15 protein-coding genes are annotated in these 15151 nt (G+C 42.3%); 9 read left to right on the top strand and 6 right to left on the bottom strand.

The features are described 5' to 3' along the window. The first annotated feature begins 59 nt into the window (after positions 1 to 59). The 3 genes from ribH to serS all read left to right on the top strand — a co-directional run bounded on the left by ribH (position 60) and on the right by serS (position 3548). Positions 60 to 557, top strand: a complete 498-nt coding sequence (ribH, locus tag DSL64_RS24350; protein ID WP_115833558.1) for a 6,7-dimethyl-8-ribityllumazine synthase — start codon at positions 60 to 62, stop codon at positions 555 to 557. 273 nt (positions 558 to 830) lie between these two features. Next, positions 831 to 2189, top strand: a complete 1359-nt coding sequence (locus DSL64_RS24345; protein ID WP_115833557.1) for an aspartate kinase — start codon at positions 831 to 833, stop codon at positions 2187 to 2189. A 66-nt stretch (positions 2190 to 2255) separates the two neighbouring features. Continuing rightward, the gene (serS, locus tag DSL64_RS24340; protein ID WP_115833556.1) at positions 2256 to 3548 is read left to right on the top strand and encodes a serine--tRNA ligase; all 1293 of its coding nucleotides are present in this window, start codon (positions 2256 to 2258) and stop codon (positions 3546 to 3548) included. A gap of 32 nt (positions 3549 to 3580) precedes the next feature. Here the strand turns inward: serS and DSL64_RS24335 are convergent, their stop codons facing one another. Then, entirely contained in the window at positions 3581 to 4930 is a 1350-nt protein-coding gene (locus DSL64_RS24335) for a MutS-related protein (RefSeq protein ID WP_115833555.1), read from the bottom strand. A 168-nt stretch (positions 4931 to 5098) separates the two neighbouring features. On the opposite strand from DSL64_RS24335, the gene DSL64_RS24330 reads away from it, so the two are divergent. Then, positions 5099 to 5410, top strand: coding sequence for a hypothetical protein (locus DSL64_RS24330; RefSeq protein WP_115833554.1), 312 nt, complete (start codon positions 5099 to 5101; stop codon positions 5408 to 5410). Then, complete coding sequence (locus DSL64_RS24325) at positions 5407 to 6069, top strand: ATP-binding cassette domain-containing protein (protein ID WP_115833553.1); 663 nt, start codon at positions 5407 to 5409, stop codon at positions 6067 to 6069. The genes DSL64_RS24330 and DSL64_RS24325 overlap by 4 nt, the downstream gene beginning before the upstream one ends. On the opposite strand, the gene DSL64_RS24320 is transcribed toward DSL64_RS24325, so the two are convergent. Beyond that, a complete protein-coding gene (locus DSL64_RS24320) occupies positions 6057 to 7301 on the bottom strand; it encodes a hypothetical protein (protein ID WP_115833552.1) in 1245 nt (414 codons plus the stop codon). The genes DSL64_RS24325 and DSL64_RS24320 overlap by 13 nt on opposite strands. Further along, a complete protein-coding gene (locus DSL64_RS24315; protein WP_115833551.1) occupies positions 7298 to 8569 on the bottom strand; it encodes a hypothetical protein in 1272 nt (423 codons plus the stop codon). Before DSL64_RS24315 ends, DSL64_RS24320 begins: the two co-directional genes overlap by 4 nt. Positions 8570 to 8787: 218 nt before the next feature. On the opposite strand from DSL64_RS24315, the gene DSL64_RS24310 reads away from it, so the two are divergent. Both DSL64_RS24310 and DSL64_RS24305 read left to right on the top strand, forming a co-directional pair. Beyond that, entirely contained in the window at positions 8788 to 9927 is a 1140-nt protein-coding gene (locus tag DSL64_RS24310) for an acyl-CoA dehydrogenase (protein WP_115833584.1), read from the top strand. A 172-nt stretch (positions 9928 to 10099) separates the two neighbouring features. Continuing rightward, entirely contained in the window at positions 10100 to 11029 is a 930-nt protein-coding gene (locus tag DSL64_RS24305) for a helix-turn-helix domain-containing protein (RefSeq protein WP_115833550.1), read from the top strand. 64 nt (positions 11030 to 11093) lie between these two features. Here DSL64_RS24305 and DSL64_RS24300 read toward each other — a convergent pair whose 3' ends face one another. Continuing rightward, positions 11094 to 11531 carry a nuclear transport factor 2 family protein gene (locus DSL64_RS24300; protein WP_115833549.1) on the bottom strand — a complete coding sequence of 146 codons (438 nt, stop codon included), beginning with the start codon at positions 11529 to 11531 and terminating at the stop codon, positions 11094 to 11096. A gap of 137 nt (positions 11532 to 11668) precedes the next feature. Here DSL64_RS24300 and DSL64_RS24295 point away from each other — a divergent pair, with 137 nt between their 5' ends. Both DSL64_RS24295 and DSL64_RS24290 read left to right on the top strand, forming a co-directional pair. After that, positions 11669 to 12052, top strand: coding sequence for a hypothetical protein (locus DSL64_RS24295; RefSeq protein WP_229217215.1), 384 nt, complete (start codon positions 11669 to 11671; stop codon positions 12050 to 12052). 160 nt (positions 12053 to 12212) lie between these two features. Continuing rightward, complete coding sequence (locus DSL64_RS24290; RefSeq protein ID WP_115833548.1) at positions 12213 to 13961, top strand: SWIM zinc finger family protein; 1749 nt, start codon at positions 12213 to 12215, stop codon at positions 13959 to 13961. An 8-nt stretch (positions 13962 to 13969) separates the two neighbouring features. Here the strand turns inward: DSL64_RS24290 and nadD are convergent, their stop codons facing one another. Beyond that, positions 13970 to 14545 (bottom strand): nicotinate (nicotinamide) nucleotide adenylyltransferase, encoded by a 576-nt coding sequence (nadD, locus tag DSL64_RS24285; protein ID WP_115833547.1) that lies wholly within the window; start codon positions 14543 to 14545, stop codon positions 13970 to 13972. A 27-nt stretch (positions 14546 to 14572) separates the two neighbouring features. After that, positions 14573 to 15142, bottom strand: a complete 570-nt coding sequence (gmk, locus tag DSL64_RS24280; protein ID WP_115833546.1) for a guanylate kinase — start codon at positions 15140 to 15142, stop codon at positions 14573 to 14575. Positions 15143 to 15151 lie beyond the last annotated feature (9 nt).

The following is a 15151-nucleotide window of genomic DNA, read 5'->3' as shown; positions in this document are numbered from 1 at the left end:
ACTACCTGAGCTGATTCAGGTTCTGTTAATAATAAAATTTACAAAACAGTTAAAAAGCTATGTCAAGCGCTGATAAAAATTTAAGTGTATTTTCTACCAATGACCTTCCCGATATCAGTAATAAAAAGTTTGCAATCGTTGTGGCAGAATGGAACGACGAAATAACTGAAAAGCTTTTTGAAGGTGCTTATCAAACCTTATTGCAATACGGTGCACTGGCTCAAAATATTGAAAGAGGAAATGTACCGGGTAGTTTTGAGCTCACATTGGGTGCACATTGGTATGCACAACGTGAAGATATTGATGCTGTTATTGCGATCGGAGTTGTGATTCAGGGAGAAACCAAGCATAATGATTATATCAACCATGCTGTTGCTCAGGGCATTACAAATATCAGCATTCAAAATAACAAACCTGTGATATTTGGTGTATTGACTCCCAATAACATGGAACAGGCTATCGACAGAGCAGGTGGCGTCCACGGTAATAAAGGAGACGAAGCTGCGATGACGGCCATCAAAATGGTAGGGCTTAAAGACAAAATATTCGTCAGGTAAACAATTGTCTGGTATTGACAAGAGGGGTCATGCGTAGTCAGGAGATGGTCGTTCATTGTCAAGAGTGGTCAGTTGTAGTCAGGAGATGGTCGTTTATTGTCAAGAGTGGTCAGTTGTAGTCAAGAGATGGTCATGCGTAGTCAAGGATCGGCTCTGACAATCAATGACAACTTCCTGACCATCAATGACCATTTCCTGACTATCCTTGACAATACCTGACCATAAGTGACAGTTCAAAAAAATAAGTAATCAAAAATCAATCACTATAAATTTATGCAAGTCTGGAAATTTGGTGGCACGTCGGTAGGAAAACCCGAACGCATGCATTCGATCCGCGAACTTCTTGAAAATGATTCCAATCGTAAAATTGTGGTTCTTTCAGCTTTGTCCGGCACGACAAACGCTCTTCTTTCCATTGGAGAGTCGGCAAAAGCCTACGACGAAGAGCAAGCCATTGCAAAAACAGACGAATTAAAAGCGCACTACGACCAGTTTATTACCGAACTGTATGCTACGGAAGAGGGGCTCGCAAAAGGCAAAGAAATTATTGAAAGTGAATTTGGTTTTATCAGATCTCTGGTAGGTATCAAACCTTTCACTATTAAGCAGGATAAAGAGCTGGTTGCGGAAGGAGAGATTTTAAGCACTAAAATGTTCCAGGCTTATCTGGAAGAAAAAGGTGACAGCGCGGTACTGTTGTCAGCGCTTGATTTTATGCGTATAGACGCAGATGGAGAGCCTGAAATGGCAACAATTGAAGAGAAACTTGTTGGTATATTGAACCAGCATACAGATGCTAAAATTGTGGTAACACAGGGGTTCATTTGCCGTAACCCACGTGAAGAAGTGGATAACCTGAAACGTGGCGGATCAGACTATACTGCGTCACTGATCGGTGGAGCGATTCGTGCAGACGAAATTCAGATATGGACAGATATTGACGGAATGCACAACAACGATCCCCGCATCGTAAAAAGAACATTCCCGATCAGAGAACTTACATTTGAAGAAGCCGCTGAACTGGCCTATTTCGGTGCCAAAATCCTGCATCCAAGTACGATCACTCCTGCCAAACTGAGAGGAGTTCCTGTTCGTCTGAAAAATACGATGCAACCGGAAGCGCCTGGTACGCTGATCGCAAACCAGAGTTCAGACCGTGAAATTAAAGCCATTGCAGCGAAGGATAACATCACAGCAATCTATATCCATTCGACACGTATGCTGAATGCTTACGGATTCCTGCGAAGAGTATTTGAGATTTTTGAAAAATACAAAACACCTGTAGACATGATCACTACTTCGGAAGTGTCCGTGTCGGTAACGATTGATAACTCTGAACACCTGGAAGCAATTACAGCAGAACTGAGAGAATTCGCAGACCTGGAAGAGCACGACCGCGATCAGAACATCATTTGTATTGTAGGTAATTTCAGTGCGGACAAAGAAGGCATCGCCCTTAAAGTGCTCGACGCGATGAAAAACATTCCTATCAGAATGATTTCTTATGGTGCATCCGAGCATAACCTTTCTCTTCTGATTCATTCAAAATACAAGTCAGAAGCGTTGAACGTACTAAACGAGCGTCTTTTCTATTATGAAGATGCTATGAAAAATATATTCTCGGCTCAGTAAGAGATTCGGGAAAATTGATTAAAACTTTAAAAAGCTGCCTGCTCACCGCCGACAGCTGACAGCCATATGTTACAACCCATTTTCATCCGCGAAAACAGAGAACTGACAATCGCAGGATTACAGAAAAAGCATTTTAAGGATGCTGAGAAGGCCGTAGATCAGATCATTACACTTGACCAGAGTCGCCGGGAGGTGCAGCAGGAACTGGATACCGTTCTGGCCGAATCCAACAACAAGGCGAAAGAGATCGGTGCTTTGATGAAATCAGGGCAAAAAGAGGCTGCAGAGGCTGCCAAAGCAGAAACTGCCGTTCTTAAGGAACGCTCCAAAACGCTTGACGACAAACACAAGGAGATAGAACAGGCTTTATTGGAAGAACTTGTAAAACTTCCTAACCTGCCGCATGAAAGCGTTCCGGAAGGCCGCACTGCGGAAGACAATGTAAACGTGCTTGAAAAGGGCGAAAAACCTGCTTTACACGCCGGTGCGTTGCCCCACTGGGAATTGATCCGCAAGTTGGGAAAATCGCAGGCTCCGATCATTGACTTTGAATTGGGTAATAAAATTACCGGTGCAGGTTTTCCTGTTTACAAAGGAAAAGCGGCGCGTTTACAACGTGCGATGATTTCTTTCTTCCTGGACGAAGCAACAAAAGCAGGCTATATAGAAGTGCAGACTCCTATTTTAGTAAATGCTGATTCAGGCTTCGGAACAGGACAACTCCCTGATAAAGAGGGACAAATGTACCACGATGCACAGGATGATCTTTATTTAATCCCTACAGCTGAAGTACCTGTTACGAACTTATACCGCGATGTAATCGTACCGGAATCTGAGCTTCCTGTCAAGCATGCTGCCTATACACCGTGTTTCCGTCGTGAAGCAGGAAGTTGGGGAGCGCACGTGAGAGGGTTGAACCGTCTGCATCAGTTCGACAAAATTGAGATTGTACAGATCAACAAACCTGAAGAATCGTACAAAGCACTGGACGAGATGGTTGAGCATGTAAAAAGCCTTCTTGAAAAGCTGGAATTACCTTATCGCATACTCCGTTTGTGCGGTGGAGATATGGGCTTTACTTCTGCGTTAACATATGATTTTGAGGTATGGTCTGCGGGACAGGAACGCTGGCTTGAATGTAGCTCTGTATCCAACTTTGAAACCTACCAGGCAAACCGCCTTAAATTGCGTTACAAAAATGCGGATAAGAAAACGCAGCTTCTTCATACCCTGAATGGCTCAGCACTTGCACTTCCGCGTATTGTTGCAGCTCTTTTAGAGAATAATCAGCAGGAAGATGGTACCATCCGTGTGCCGGCTGTATTGGTTCCTTATTGCGGTTTTGATGTGGTCGAGTAATCGAATCCGCGCCAAAAACTTATGTAAAGCCTTCACCTTTGTGAGGGCTTTATGCTTTTATTACCTTCCAGCAACTCAGGAATCCCAACATTTTCCATGATCAGTTTACCTACCTTTTCGGTTGCTACGCCATCTTCCAGCTTGTAAGTATTTTCAAATCCATCCCGGGTAATCATCGTCTTGAAACAATTGAACCTGATGTAAGGGTTCTTTTCGTAATTCTTCAAAAGCTCCATGAGGTGTGTAGAGATCACAAAAACTGACGTTGAATAATTGAGAAAGCCATTCACAACGGTACCCGAACAGTGCAGCGCATCTTCCTGATTTGTACCTCTGAACAGCTCATCTATTAACACCAAACACCTTTTTCCGTTAGCCAGCGCCTGAGCAATCTCTTTAATTCTCATGATTTCATTGTAAAAATGACTGTATCCGAGGGTAAGATCATCAGAGAGATGTATGGAAGTAAACAGCCGATCCGAAAAAGAAAGTTGCAGCTTAGCCGCCGGAACCGGCCAGCCCAGATGTGCCAGATAAACAGAAATGCCCAACGCTTTTAAAAAGGTCGTTTTTCCGCTGGTATTGGCTCCTGTAAGTATACAAATACCTGACTCTCTTGTGAGTGTACAACCATTTTTGACGGGATTCTGAAGCAAGGGATGCCACAAATCAGATACTTCAAGAACTCCGTCATCAGAGACAAATTCCGGAAAATACAACGCATGATCACGGGCCGTCATAGCAATAGACAACATGGCATCCAGCTTGTACAGTATATCAAGCATCCGTCTGAACTCATCTTTACATTGCTTTCGCAAGAAGTAATCCAGATGAAAAACACTCATTTTACTTATACCCCTATCCTCTTCCTGCATATAGGGACGTAACATCAGCGAGTCGAGGAAAGCCACTATAAACTCAAAATCCTTTTTAAAGGAATCCGGCACATCCATATAAGAGAGCTGCCAAACTGTTCTTTTCAAAGCTCTGAAAACCCTGATCGTTGCTGTAACCCCGCTCTGAATCAGATAAAATTCCGCCTCATTTTTATAGGCAAACATCATCGTCTGAAACCAGTGCTGAACAATATCCTGAGCCATCGTATGCCCTATATTACTTTCATAGTAATACTCGGTCGCAGCGATATAAGCATGGGAAACATTCACTTCCCACCAGGAGTAATTGGTAATAACAGATCTCAGCAACTCTTGCTCTTCAATGATATCCTCCACCGACTCCTTCGGTTCCCGGATCATCTTTTTCAGCAAATCCCTTCCACCGTAAGAAACGGTCCTGTCAAAAAAAGAGAGAATCGACTCCTCATGTACTTTTTCCGAGATAATCTGAAGTTCGTATAAAGTATGTAATCCAACTGGTAGCATAGAATATATGTGATACCCTCAAAGATACTTCCGCCACCTATCCTCCTATGTTAAAATAAGTTAAAGGGCTATTTCCTTGTGATGATTTGCCTGTTAAAAAAGCTTAATGCACTTATTAACTCAAAGCCATTTCTCTACATTGCCTCAAAAATTGAAACAGGTAAATGAATGACAGCAATCCTATACTTCTACCGCTCCATTGGTCTTTTTACAGGCATAATCTCGCTTGCATTATGGGCTTTGGCAGATCTTCCTTTAGACAAGAATTTTCATGTGTTCCTCCCAAGATATCTGATCATCAAGCTTATTACTGACTACATCATATTGCGCTATATGAGAAAATACCGGATGGCTTCTCAGCGCTATTTTTATCACAATCTTGGTATATCAGAAACAAGGTTATATCTGACCGCATTTGGATTAGATATACTGATCTTCTTTTTGTTAGTAGCCGTAGTTAAAATGTATACCCAGCTATGATTACGCACAAGCTTGAAGCGGACAGCATGTGGCTGGAATATAACAATCGAAAAATCCTGCAGAACATTTATATCCAGTTAGAGACTGGAAAAGTCACAGGCTTGCTGGGACGAAACGGAACAGGGAAATCAAGTCTGCTCAGGATGATATTAGGAAGTTTGCGAGGCCAGAGTCAATCTGTCAGGTGGAACGGAGATTATATAGCTCATCCATATCAGGAGCCGGGCCTGGTACGGTACCTTCCTCAGTTTAATTTTATACCGCCAAACATGAGGATTAATCAGATATGCCGGATGTATCAGGTTGAATATGATCGTATGATCGACTTTTTTCCTGAATTGCAGACATCTCGTTATACTTCTGCCGCAAAGCTCTCAGGTGGCTACAAAAGACTGATAGAAACGCTGCTTATACTGTTCTCCCCTGTGAAGTTCGTGTTGCTGGATGAGCCATTTACACATTTATCTCCGCGTAGCATAGAAACGTTAGTAAAGATCATTCACCTTGAAAAGCAGAATAAGGGAATTTTGGTGTCGGACCATATGCATCAATATGTAACAAATCTGAGTGACGCTGTGTATCTGCTCGCACCCGTTGGCCGGTGTATTCTTCTGAAAGATCCGGTAAAAGATATGAAGCTGATGGGCTATATCCGCTGACTTTTTTTAGGGAATGCAAGCCAGACAAAATATCCGGTCATCAAAACAATAGCCACTTGCATCAGATAATCCGTAAGCAGCTCCGTAGAAGAGACCATATCCTGGGGAGACATATAACACGGCATTCCCAATCTCCACCAATACGACGGATGCACAACGCAGAGAATGTTAAAAATCAGTAGCAAAATGACCTGAACAGGGCTTTTCCAATTGATCACATAAAAGACCAATGGAATCAGAAAAAGAAAGATATAGTTACTGTATGCACTTTGCTGTACAACCATCATGGTGGCATAAAGTACAACCCAAACTCGGGATAGCATGATGCGAAAATCAGCCTTTCGTAATCTCCAGGCCGCCAGACAACCCAGCCCAACCGATGCCACCAATCCGATCCAGTTCCAGAACTTCTCTCCTACCCCTATATGATTATTAAACCAGGGGTTCAGAATAGCGGGAATATTAGGAGCCCTAAGCGTTTGTGCTTCGTCCATAGGTTGCGTGAATTCCCAGCCTACGAGCGGGTACAAAATCCCCAGAGATATAATACCTACAATAATCATCGGTATCATAAACCTGATTTTCTCTTTCTCAATCAGAAAAAGTGGAACCAGAATCAATACAAAAATGGCTTTGGTCATCAGTAAGCCAATAGCCAGAATGAACGAATACCATGCGACACCCACCTTCCGCTCGCGAACCAGATACGCAAGCGCTACAAAAAGCCACATCCAAACATCCTCCTGAGCTCCTACAATACATAATACCAGCGCGCCCGGCAGAATATAGTAAACCAATGCATTAAACAGGAAAACTCCGCGTGACTGAAATGGCCTGAAAAAATGCCATGATACAAACAGGGCAACTCCATCCATAACGGCCATCGTCAGCACAATCATTTTAGAATCGTACCAGATTTTCAGCCATATACCCAGGAAGTAAGCATACAACGGAGAATACGGCGACCAGAAGTCGCGGTACACAATCATTCCCTGAGAGGCTTTGCTGCCCTCATCCCAAAAACCATTCACATCGGACGTTGTCGCAAGACCGGCTATCAGATAAATCGCTATGAAAGGCAACAAGCGAAAGAGCACCCAGCCCGACAAAAGCGTTACGCGCACGCCCTGATTTTCCAGCCATTTAGTCAATACGCTTTTTCTAAAAAGCATCAGCATCAGTAATAATACACTGATAACACTGATTCCCAGCTTCGCCCAAACGATACTCATGCTACGGAAAGTTTAGGTGATAAAACCACTTTCCTGTATGTTTCACGCAGAATCCAGAAGAAGCAGAGCACATTCATGATTTGCAGCAAATACTCGAATAAAAACAATGGATTTGCAAACATCGCCGGTGAGGTGTAGGCAGGTTGACCAATATATACCCATACAAATGGCTGAACCACAGTAAGCCAGTTAAGAGCAATGAGCACAGCAATGTGCCCGGTTTTCCTGATATCTATAATTTCGAACAAAGCCGCCATCAGATAAGCAATCACATACGCGCCCATGGCACTGGCCTGAAAAATCATCATACATACGAAGCAGGCAATAAATATCCCCGGTAAAACTTCATTGATATGTTTGTGGCGAGCTTTATAGGCCATATATACCGGTACAAAAACAGTGAACAAAAGTCCGAACCAATTGATCATGGTCGACTTTTTCTCATTGATATGTAATACCAGCTCTACCCAGGGACGTGTCACAGAAAACAAATTAGGCGTCATCAATTGCTCCGTATGCTGAATAGGCATCAGGAACAAATCCCCGATCTGCCAATAGAGAAACCCGACAGCAGGAATACCTACAGCTGCCATCACCAGTAACATTTTGACAGGTCGCTTTACAACCACAAGCAATGCCGGCAACAGAAATATAAATGTAACCTTGATTGTAAGCAACGTAAGCGCATAGAGCAGCCCAATTCCTACTTCGTAATTTTCCTTATTTTTCAGTGTATATCTCCAAATCAGTAAAGCAGCTCCCCAAAACCAAACTTCTTCCTGCCCGTCGACAAGAATATACATAAATGCAGCCGGAAGCATCAGGTAAATCACTGCAAGTTGCAATGCTTTCACGCTTCTCTCTTTGTACGTTTGATAGGTAAGCCATAAAATGCCGGTTTCCATCAACACCATAAAAAGGACAATAGCGCGTGCATTGTGCCATATCCATACTGGCAAGCTGATAATATAAGCATACAACGGCGCGTGATAGGACCAGAAATCCCGGTACACAAACCCACCTTTTTTTGCAGCTTCAGCTTTATAAAAAAAGAATGGAATATCTCCTCTCGGATCCTCATTGATGACAAGGAAAATTCCGATCCAGGGAATTAAGCGAAAGATTACAAAGGCCAGTAAAAATATCTGTTTATCTTTTTCCAGCTGCCATTTGGCGAAAAGTTCTGAGCGGCTTATAGTCCAGATGATTCCCAGTGTCAAACCCAGATTGATGATCAGCTTTAAATAAAAGACTGTAAGAATAGGCATGTGAATAAATAGCAGTAATGAAAGATTCTTGAAGCGTGCGTATGTTCCGTTCAGACCGCAAACTTAAGACTTCTTTTTTTCAAAACAGGCAGCAATACACAAAGTTTTAACACGTTAGAAATTCGTATGCTTGCATACTATTGTCTGAAGTCTTATTTTTGATTACTTCATTCCCAAACATCAAATAGCCCATGGCACATACTAATGAGATAAACTGTATGGATTTTGAGCTGAGCGAGGAACACCTTGCCGTACAGGAAGCTGCAAAAGATTTCGCTCAAAATGAACTACTCCCTGGTGTGATTGAAAGGGATAATGAACAAAAATTTGATCCCGTACTTCTCCGAAAAATGGGTGAATTGGGATTTTTAGGCATGATGGTTTCACCTGAGTATGGCGGTGGCGGTATGGATACGCTCTCCTACGTGATTGCGATGGAAGAACTATCCAAAGTAGATGCATCCGCATCCGTAATCATGTCGGTGAATAATTCATTGGTTTGCTGGGGGATGGAAACCTACGGAACAGACGCTCAGAAAGAAAAATACCTTACGCAATTAGCTGCCGGCAAATACATCGGTGCTTTTTGCCTCTCGGAGCCTCAGGCCGGCTCAGATGCCACCTCGCAACATACTACTGCAAAAGAAGAAGGTGACCATTACCTATTGAATGGCACTAAAAACTGGATCACCAATGGAAACTCATCCTCTGTTTGCCTTGTGATTGCACATACGCATCGCGAAAAAGGGCATAAGGGAATCAATGTTTTTATTGTAGAAAAGGGGTGGGAAGGATTTTCGGTAGGTAAAAAAGAGGATAAAATGGGCATCAGGGCGTCGGATACCCATACACTGATGTTTACTGACGTGAAAGTACCCAAAGAAAACAGAATTGGAGAAGATGGGTTCGGGTTTAAATTTGCCATGAGTACCCTGAACGGCGGCCGGATCGGTATTGCAGCGCAGGCATTGGGAATTGCCTCCGGGGCATTTGAGCTCTCGCTGAAATATGCTCAGGAAAGAAAGACGTTTGGCAAGCCAATCAGCGAACACCAGGCCATTCAATTCAAACTTTCCGAAATGGATACACGAATCGAAGCGGCAAGACTACTCGTTTACAAAGCTGCCCGACTCAAAGACCAGGGCAAAGATTATATAAAAGCAGCAGCCATGGCCAAATTATATGCGTCTGATGTTGCCATGTGGGTTACAACGGAAGCCGTTCAGATTCATGGGGGTTACGGCTATGTGAGGGAATATCACGTCGAAAGGCTCATGAGAGATGCCAAAATCACTCAAATTTATGAGGGTACCTCAGAAATCCAAAAACTTGTAATTGCCCGTGAACTTTTAAAATAACCCGAAACAAGGCCTCACGACTATTTTATTCTAAATCTTGGATTAAATTCATACCAAAATATCACTTTTTTTCATTTTTTTGTCGAAAAACACTTGTATTAGTTTTGTACAATTTATTAGATTTGTACAAAATAAGAAAGTAAGGCACTTCAGCCCATAAATATATACAAGCATGGAAGACTATAATAAGATTATTGAGTCATTGGGGGTAAAGTTCGTAAAGGCTCGTCATATACGGATTTTGCAACCTATCACGATCAAAAACTTCTACGATGTACAAAATTCGTTAACAATTCTGTATGACGGAGAGGTATCTTTCGGAGGTGAGGAATCTCAGAAAGTAGAAGAAGGTGATATGCTCTTCATTCCGGGCGGCAAGCACGCTACTGTTACTTACGGCAGTGCAACTTCTGCGAAAACGGTATCCAATGAGGAGTTCATGACCAACCGCGACAATTACATAGAAGCAGGTCACGATCCGGCACTCATCGGCAAATTGCCTAACTCATTTGGTCTTATTTCTTTCGAAGCAAAAGTTTTCGATACCGTTAACTTCTTCACTTCTCTGGACGTTCCTCCATTCCTGATCAAACGTGATGATCAGATTGCGGCAACGATCAACCAGATCCTGACAGAAGATATGCTGGATACGCCTGGTAAAGGCCGTATCATCAAGATCAAAACAGAAGAGGTTGTTATTGAAATTATTCGTTACATCCTGAAAAACAAACTGTTCGTTGAGCAATTAGTTACAAACAGTACGTATTTCAAAGATCCTCGTTTGATCGACATTTTCGCCTATATCAAAGATAATTTGGGTGGTGACCTGTCTAACAAAGTATTGGCTAACGTAGCTAATGTTTCTGAGGATTACGTAGGACAGTACTTCAAAATGCTGACAGGTATTAATCCACAGGATTACATTGAATACCAAAGAATGGAAAAAGCAGTTGATTTGCTGCGTACTTCTAAGAAGAGCATCCGCGCGATCGGTTCAGATGTTGGTTACAAAGACACCGCTTACTTCTGCCGTCGTTTTAAAATGATGTTTGGTATTCCTGCTGGTAAAATGCGTCGTCGTGAATCTTTGATGAACGTTTAGAAATAACCTATACCAAAAGAACGCGGAGTGAGTCATGTCGAATGGCTCACTCTTCTTTTTTTAACTACCTCAATGGTGTAAACTGCAGTGCGGTGACCTTCCAGCTACCTCCTGCCTTTACAGCTACTAACATATAAGCCAGATCATTATTAAAACTGATGTTCTGAATTTGCCCGCGCGCACTCCAGTTGCCCTGCACCAGGCCCACATCCCCATAGTTTCTGGTTCTCATACCTGAAAGCATACCACTCTCAATTTTGAGAACCCCCTCTTCCAGTGCTCTGATCAAAAAATTCCTCTCCAAAGGCTGACCATCAAAATTGGTAACAGAAAAATCCGGGGACATAATAGTTTGTAAAGTCCCACTGTCTTTATCCTGCAGCGCTTTAAAGAGAATAAGTGCACAGTCATTAGCATCCATTGGCTGAACCGATTGACTTCTGGCTACGAGTGTACAGCCAGACAACACTATTAATAAGATTAGCTTCCTTAGCATTTTCATTGGTGATTCTTTTAGTTCTTACCGGCCGTATAAAGTGATTACAACCGCCATGCCAATATTTATACCAAACTATACAAAAGATTTCATAACGAATTATTATATCGTTAGTTTCGTATTTTGCAGTAATGGCATACCAAATGATGAGATATATTACTTTCGCACTACTTCTGACAGGGATAATGTCCTGCTCTTCTCAACCTGAAACACTGGGTAAGTTGGACCTGAAGAAATGGCGTAGTGACAGAGGCAGTTGCAACGGTGTACGCACCACGCTTATAAACGACTTCAAAGCAGAACAAAATCAACTAATGGGTAAATATGCCGATGAAGTAGGCGAAATCCTCGGAAGACCTGATATCCATCAGTTAGGAGAACGTAATCAGAAGTTTTACGTATACTTTCTTGAAAAAGGTACCCATTGCGATGACATCAAAGCTCCTTCCAAATCCAATAAGGTGATTCTTAAATTCAATGCAATTGGCTTGCTGTCAGAGATTACGTATCAGGAGCGGCCGTTGTAGAACAAACTTGAACGGCTTAAATAGCAGCTAAAATTAGTTTATATTATTTTGTTTCATAATATACTATTAATCATTTACTTACGGAAATGACAGCTAAAACCAACAGCTACTCATGATCGTTTAAGTTGTTATTATCTTTCCGAACATTCACCATCCCAGAATGAACCTGAAAAATTTCCAAAACCATATCTCTTCCACAATTCTCAATAGGGGAAAAGAATATTACTATAATGGTGCTGTGAATGTTTTAGAAGAGGAGGAGGATGGTGTCTGGTGTGCGGAAGTGGAAGGTTCTGAGGTTTACTCCGTGGAAGTTGAGCTGTCTGCTGGCTGCGAAATAGATAGTTATACCTGTGACTGTCCCCACGAAGCTGATGTATGCAAACACATTGTGGCGGTGTTTTATGAACTGAAGGACAAGGTTAAAATTATCAAACTGAAACCTGAGAAGAAAGGAAAGAAGCAGGCCCTGTCGTTCAATGAATTGCTGGAAACTATTTCCTTCGCCGAATTAAAGCAATTTGTATCGCAACACGCGCAAAACGACAAAAACCTCAAAAATCAGTTTGAGCTATATTTTGCTCACAAGGACGAACATTTTGATATTGAAAAGAAATATTCGGATCTCCTGAAGAAGGCAATCCGTTCTTCAATGAGCCAGGGTTATGTAGATTACTACTCTGCAGGAGAGCTGTCAATGAAGGCCGACAGTTTTCTCAACAAGGCTCAGGAAGCTTTCGGAAATCACAATTTCAAAGAGGCATCTATCATTGCACGGGTTGTCCTGAAACAGTTAGTTGAAGAGGTAATTCCAAGTGCTGATGATTCTAACGGAAATATAGGCGACACCATTTTCAATGCCGTCCAGCTATTAGCATCCGTGGCCGAATCCGGGAGCTGTAACAGAGAGTTGAAAGAAGATTTGTATGATTTTTTTGCCAAAGCGCTGGTCGATGACACCTATTTCGATTATGGAGATTTTGGTGAAAGTTGCTTTGAGATATTCAGAAATTTAGCCGTTCAACTCAACAGACCAGAAATGTTTCTGGCCTTCAGCAATCTTGCTGTCCGGGATCCTGGAGAGGAAACATCCGAAGATTACAAAACAGAATTTTTCATCTTACAAACCCTTCTATTCTTTCAGGAAACAGGTAATGTGCAGGAAGCAGAGAAACTGATCCGACAGAACATGCACATTGTAGAAATCCGGCAGAATGTTGTAGATAATGCCATAAACAGACAATCGTATGAAGAAGCCAAGGAATTGATCCGTGAAGGCATTGACTTAGCAGACAAAAGGCAACATCCAGGTACCGTTTTTAACTGGCAGAAAACACTTCTTGATATTGCTTGTTTGGAGGGCGATATTCCAATGCAAAGACAGCTCAATCTACATTTCGCATTCGACCGTGGTTTCAACATCGAATACTATGAAGGCTGGAAAAAAACGTTTACACAGGCTGAATGGGAAACAGAATTCAGATTATTAGTCGGGAGTATCATTGCCGAGGTTGAACAGCAGGCGGAAAAGAATCTGAACAATCATTGGTGGTCCAAAAACAGAACAATACTTAACCAGCTTGCTCCTGTTTATGTACAGGAAAAACAGTGGAATAAGCTTTATCAACTTGTCGAGTCCTACCCAAGTCTAGACGTACTGCTCAGCTACATGAAATATCTGGCAAAAGATTATCAGGTTCAGTTGACCGAATTAATATGTCCCGCGCTGGTGCTTGCCGGCGACAAGGCCGATTCCCGCTCAAGCTACTCGCAAATTGCATCTCATATGCAAAACATCATCAAACTAATGCCTGAAAGCAAAAATAAAATTTTGGAAACAGCTCAGATTTTGCGTGCTAAATATCCGAGGCGCCCTGCCATGCACGATGAGCTAAAGAAGGTGAGGTAGTGAATATTTCAATTAACATAAAACTTCTTAATACGAATCATCTGCTCCACCGGCTCCGGCACCATGTAACGGATAGAAGAACCATTTTTCAAACAAGAACGGATGTAGGTGGCAGAAATGTCCAGCAGAGGGGCTTCTACAAATTTGACTGCAGGATGATCTTTAAAGTTATGCGGAGCGGATTGTGGTCTGGAATAGACGTAGAGTCCTGTATACTCCAGGATTTGCTCATAGTTTTTCCATTTAGGAAATTGTGCCAGATTGTCTTCTCCCATAATAAGCCGGAACTCGTGCTGAGGAAACTTCTCCTGAATTCTGACCAAAGTATCAATCGTATAGCTTGGCTTTGGCATATGGAATTCAATATCAGTCACCTTAAGAAGCGGGTTCTCGGATACTGCACGTTGCACCATATCATACCGGTCAAACTCGTGCAATAAGCTGTTATTCTTCTTAAATGGATTTTGGGGACTTACTACAAACCAAACTTGTTCAAGATCGGTAGCAGATGCCATGGTATTGGCGATGATCAGGTGGCCAATGTGGATAGGATTAAATGATCCGAAAAAGAGGCCTATTTTCATTGCTGAGGATTTGATGGAAGGCTAAACTTACGAAGCAATAAAATCGAGCGCAAGGTTTTCCGCTTTTTCCAGCGCATCCGACAAATTGTCATTGATCAGTGTAATATCAAACTTATCCTCAAAGCTAAGTTCATAACGCACCTTTCCAAGTCGTGTTTCCAGCGATTTTTCCGATTCAGTTCCTCTTCCACTCAAACGGCGGATGATTTCGTCTTCCGAAGATACTTTTACGAAAACAGCCAGTGCATCTTCTCTGTATATTTCTTTAAGCTTAAGCCCACCCTTTACATCTACATCAAAAAGAACATGTTTTCCTTCTGCCCACAGACGCTCAATCTCGGTTTTGAAAGTGCCATAGTAATTGCCTGCATACACCTCTTCCCACTCTGCAAATTCATTGTCTGCAATTTTCTGACGAAACTCTTTTTTGGGGATGAAGTAGTAATCTTTTCCGTTTACCTCGTGCTCACGCTGCTCGCGTGTAGCAGCCGATACCGAAAACGCCAGCAAAGACGGATACTTTTGTAATAAATGGCGAACGATAGTGGTTTTACCGGAACCTGAGGGGGCAGAAAATATGATAAGCTTACCTTTCACGCGAATACT

This window comes from Dyadobacter luteus (assembly GCF_003383615.1).
GTDB lineage: Bacteria > Bacteroidota > Bacteroidia > Cytophagales > Spirosomataceae > Dyadobacter > Dyadobacter luteus.
This window is presented reverse-complemented; position numbering and strand designations above follow the sequence as displayed.

Coding starts and splice junctions, on each gene's coding strand:
- ribH (WP_115833558.1), top strand. CDS start 60: ATGTCAAGCGCTGATAAAAATTTAAGTGTATTTTCTACCAATGACCTT.
- DSL64_RS24345 (WP_115833557.1), top strand. CDS start 831: ATGCAAGTCTGGAAATTTGGTGGCACGTCGGTAGGAAAACCCGAACGC.
- serS (WP_115833556.1), top strand. CDS start 2,256: ATGTTACAACCCATTTTCATCCGCGAAAACAGAGAACTGACAATCGCA.
- DSL64_RS24335 (WP_115833555.1), bottom strand. CDS start 4,930: ATGCTACCAGTTGGATTACATACTTTATACGAACTTCAGATTATCTCG.
- DSL64_RS24330 (WP_115833554.1), top strand. CDS start 5,099: ATGACAGCAATCCTATACTTCTACCGCTCCATTGGTCTTTTTACAGGC.
- DSL64_RS24325 (WP_115833553.1), top strand. CDS start 5,407: ATGATTACGCACAAGCTTGAAGCGGACAGCATGTGGCTGGAATATAAC.
- DSL64_RS24320 (WP_115833552.1), bottom strand. CDS start 7,301: ATGAGTATCGTTTGGGCGAAGCTGGGAATCAGTGTTATCAGTGTATTA.
- DSL64_RS24315 (WP_115833551.1), bottom strand. CDS start 8,569: ATGCCTATTCTTACAGTCTTTTATTTAAAGCTGATCATCAATCTGGGT.
- DSL64_RS24310 (WP_115833584.1), top strand. CDS start 8,788: ATGGATTTTGAGCTGAGCGAGGAACACCTTGCCGTACAGGAAGCTGCA.
- DSL64_RS24305 (WP_115833550.1), top strand. CDS start 10,100: ATGGAAGACTATAATAAGATTATTGAGTCATTGGGGGTAAAGTTCGTA.
- DSL64_RS24300 (WP_115833549.1), bottom strand. CDS start 11,531: ATGAAAATGCTAAGGAAGCTAATCTTATTAATAGTGTTGTCTGGCTGT.
- DSL64_RS24295 (WP_229217215.1), top strand. CDS start 11,669: ATGATGAGATATATTACTTTCGCACTACTTCTGACAGGGATAATGTCC.
- DSL64_RS24290 (WP_115833548.1), top strand. CDS start 12,213: ATGAACCTGAAAAATTTCCAAAACCATATCTCTTCCACAATTCTCAAT.
- nadD (WP_115833547.1), bottom strand. CDS start 14,545: ATGAAAATAGGCCTCTTTTTCGGATCATTTAATCCTATCCACATTGGC.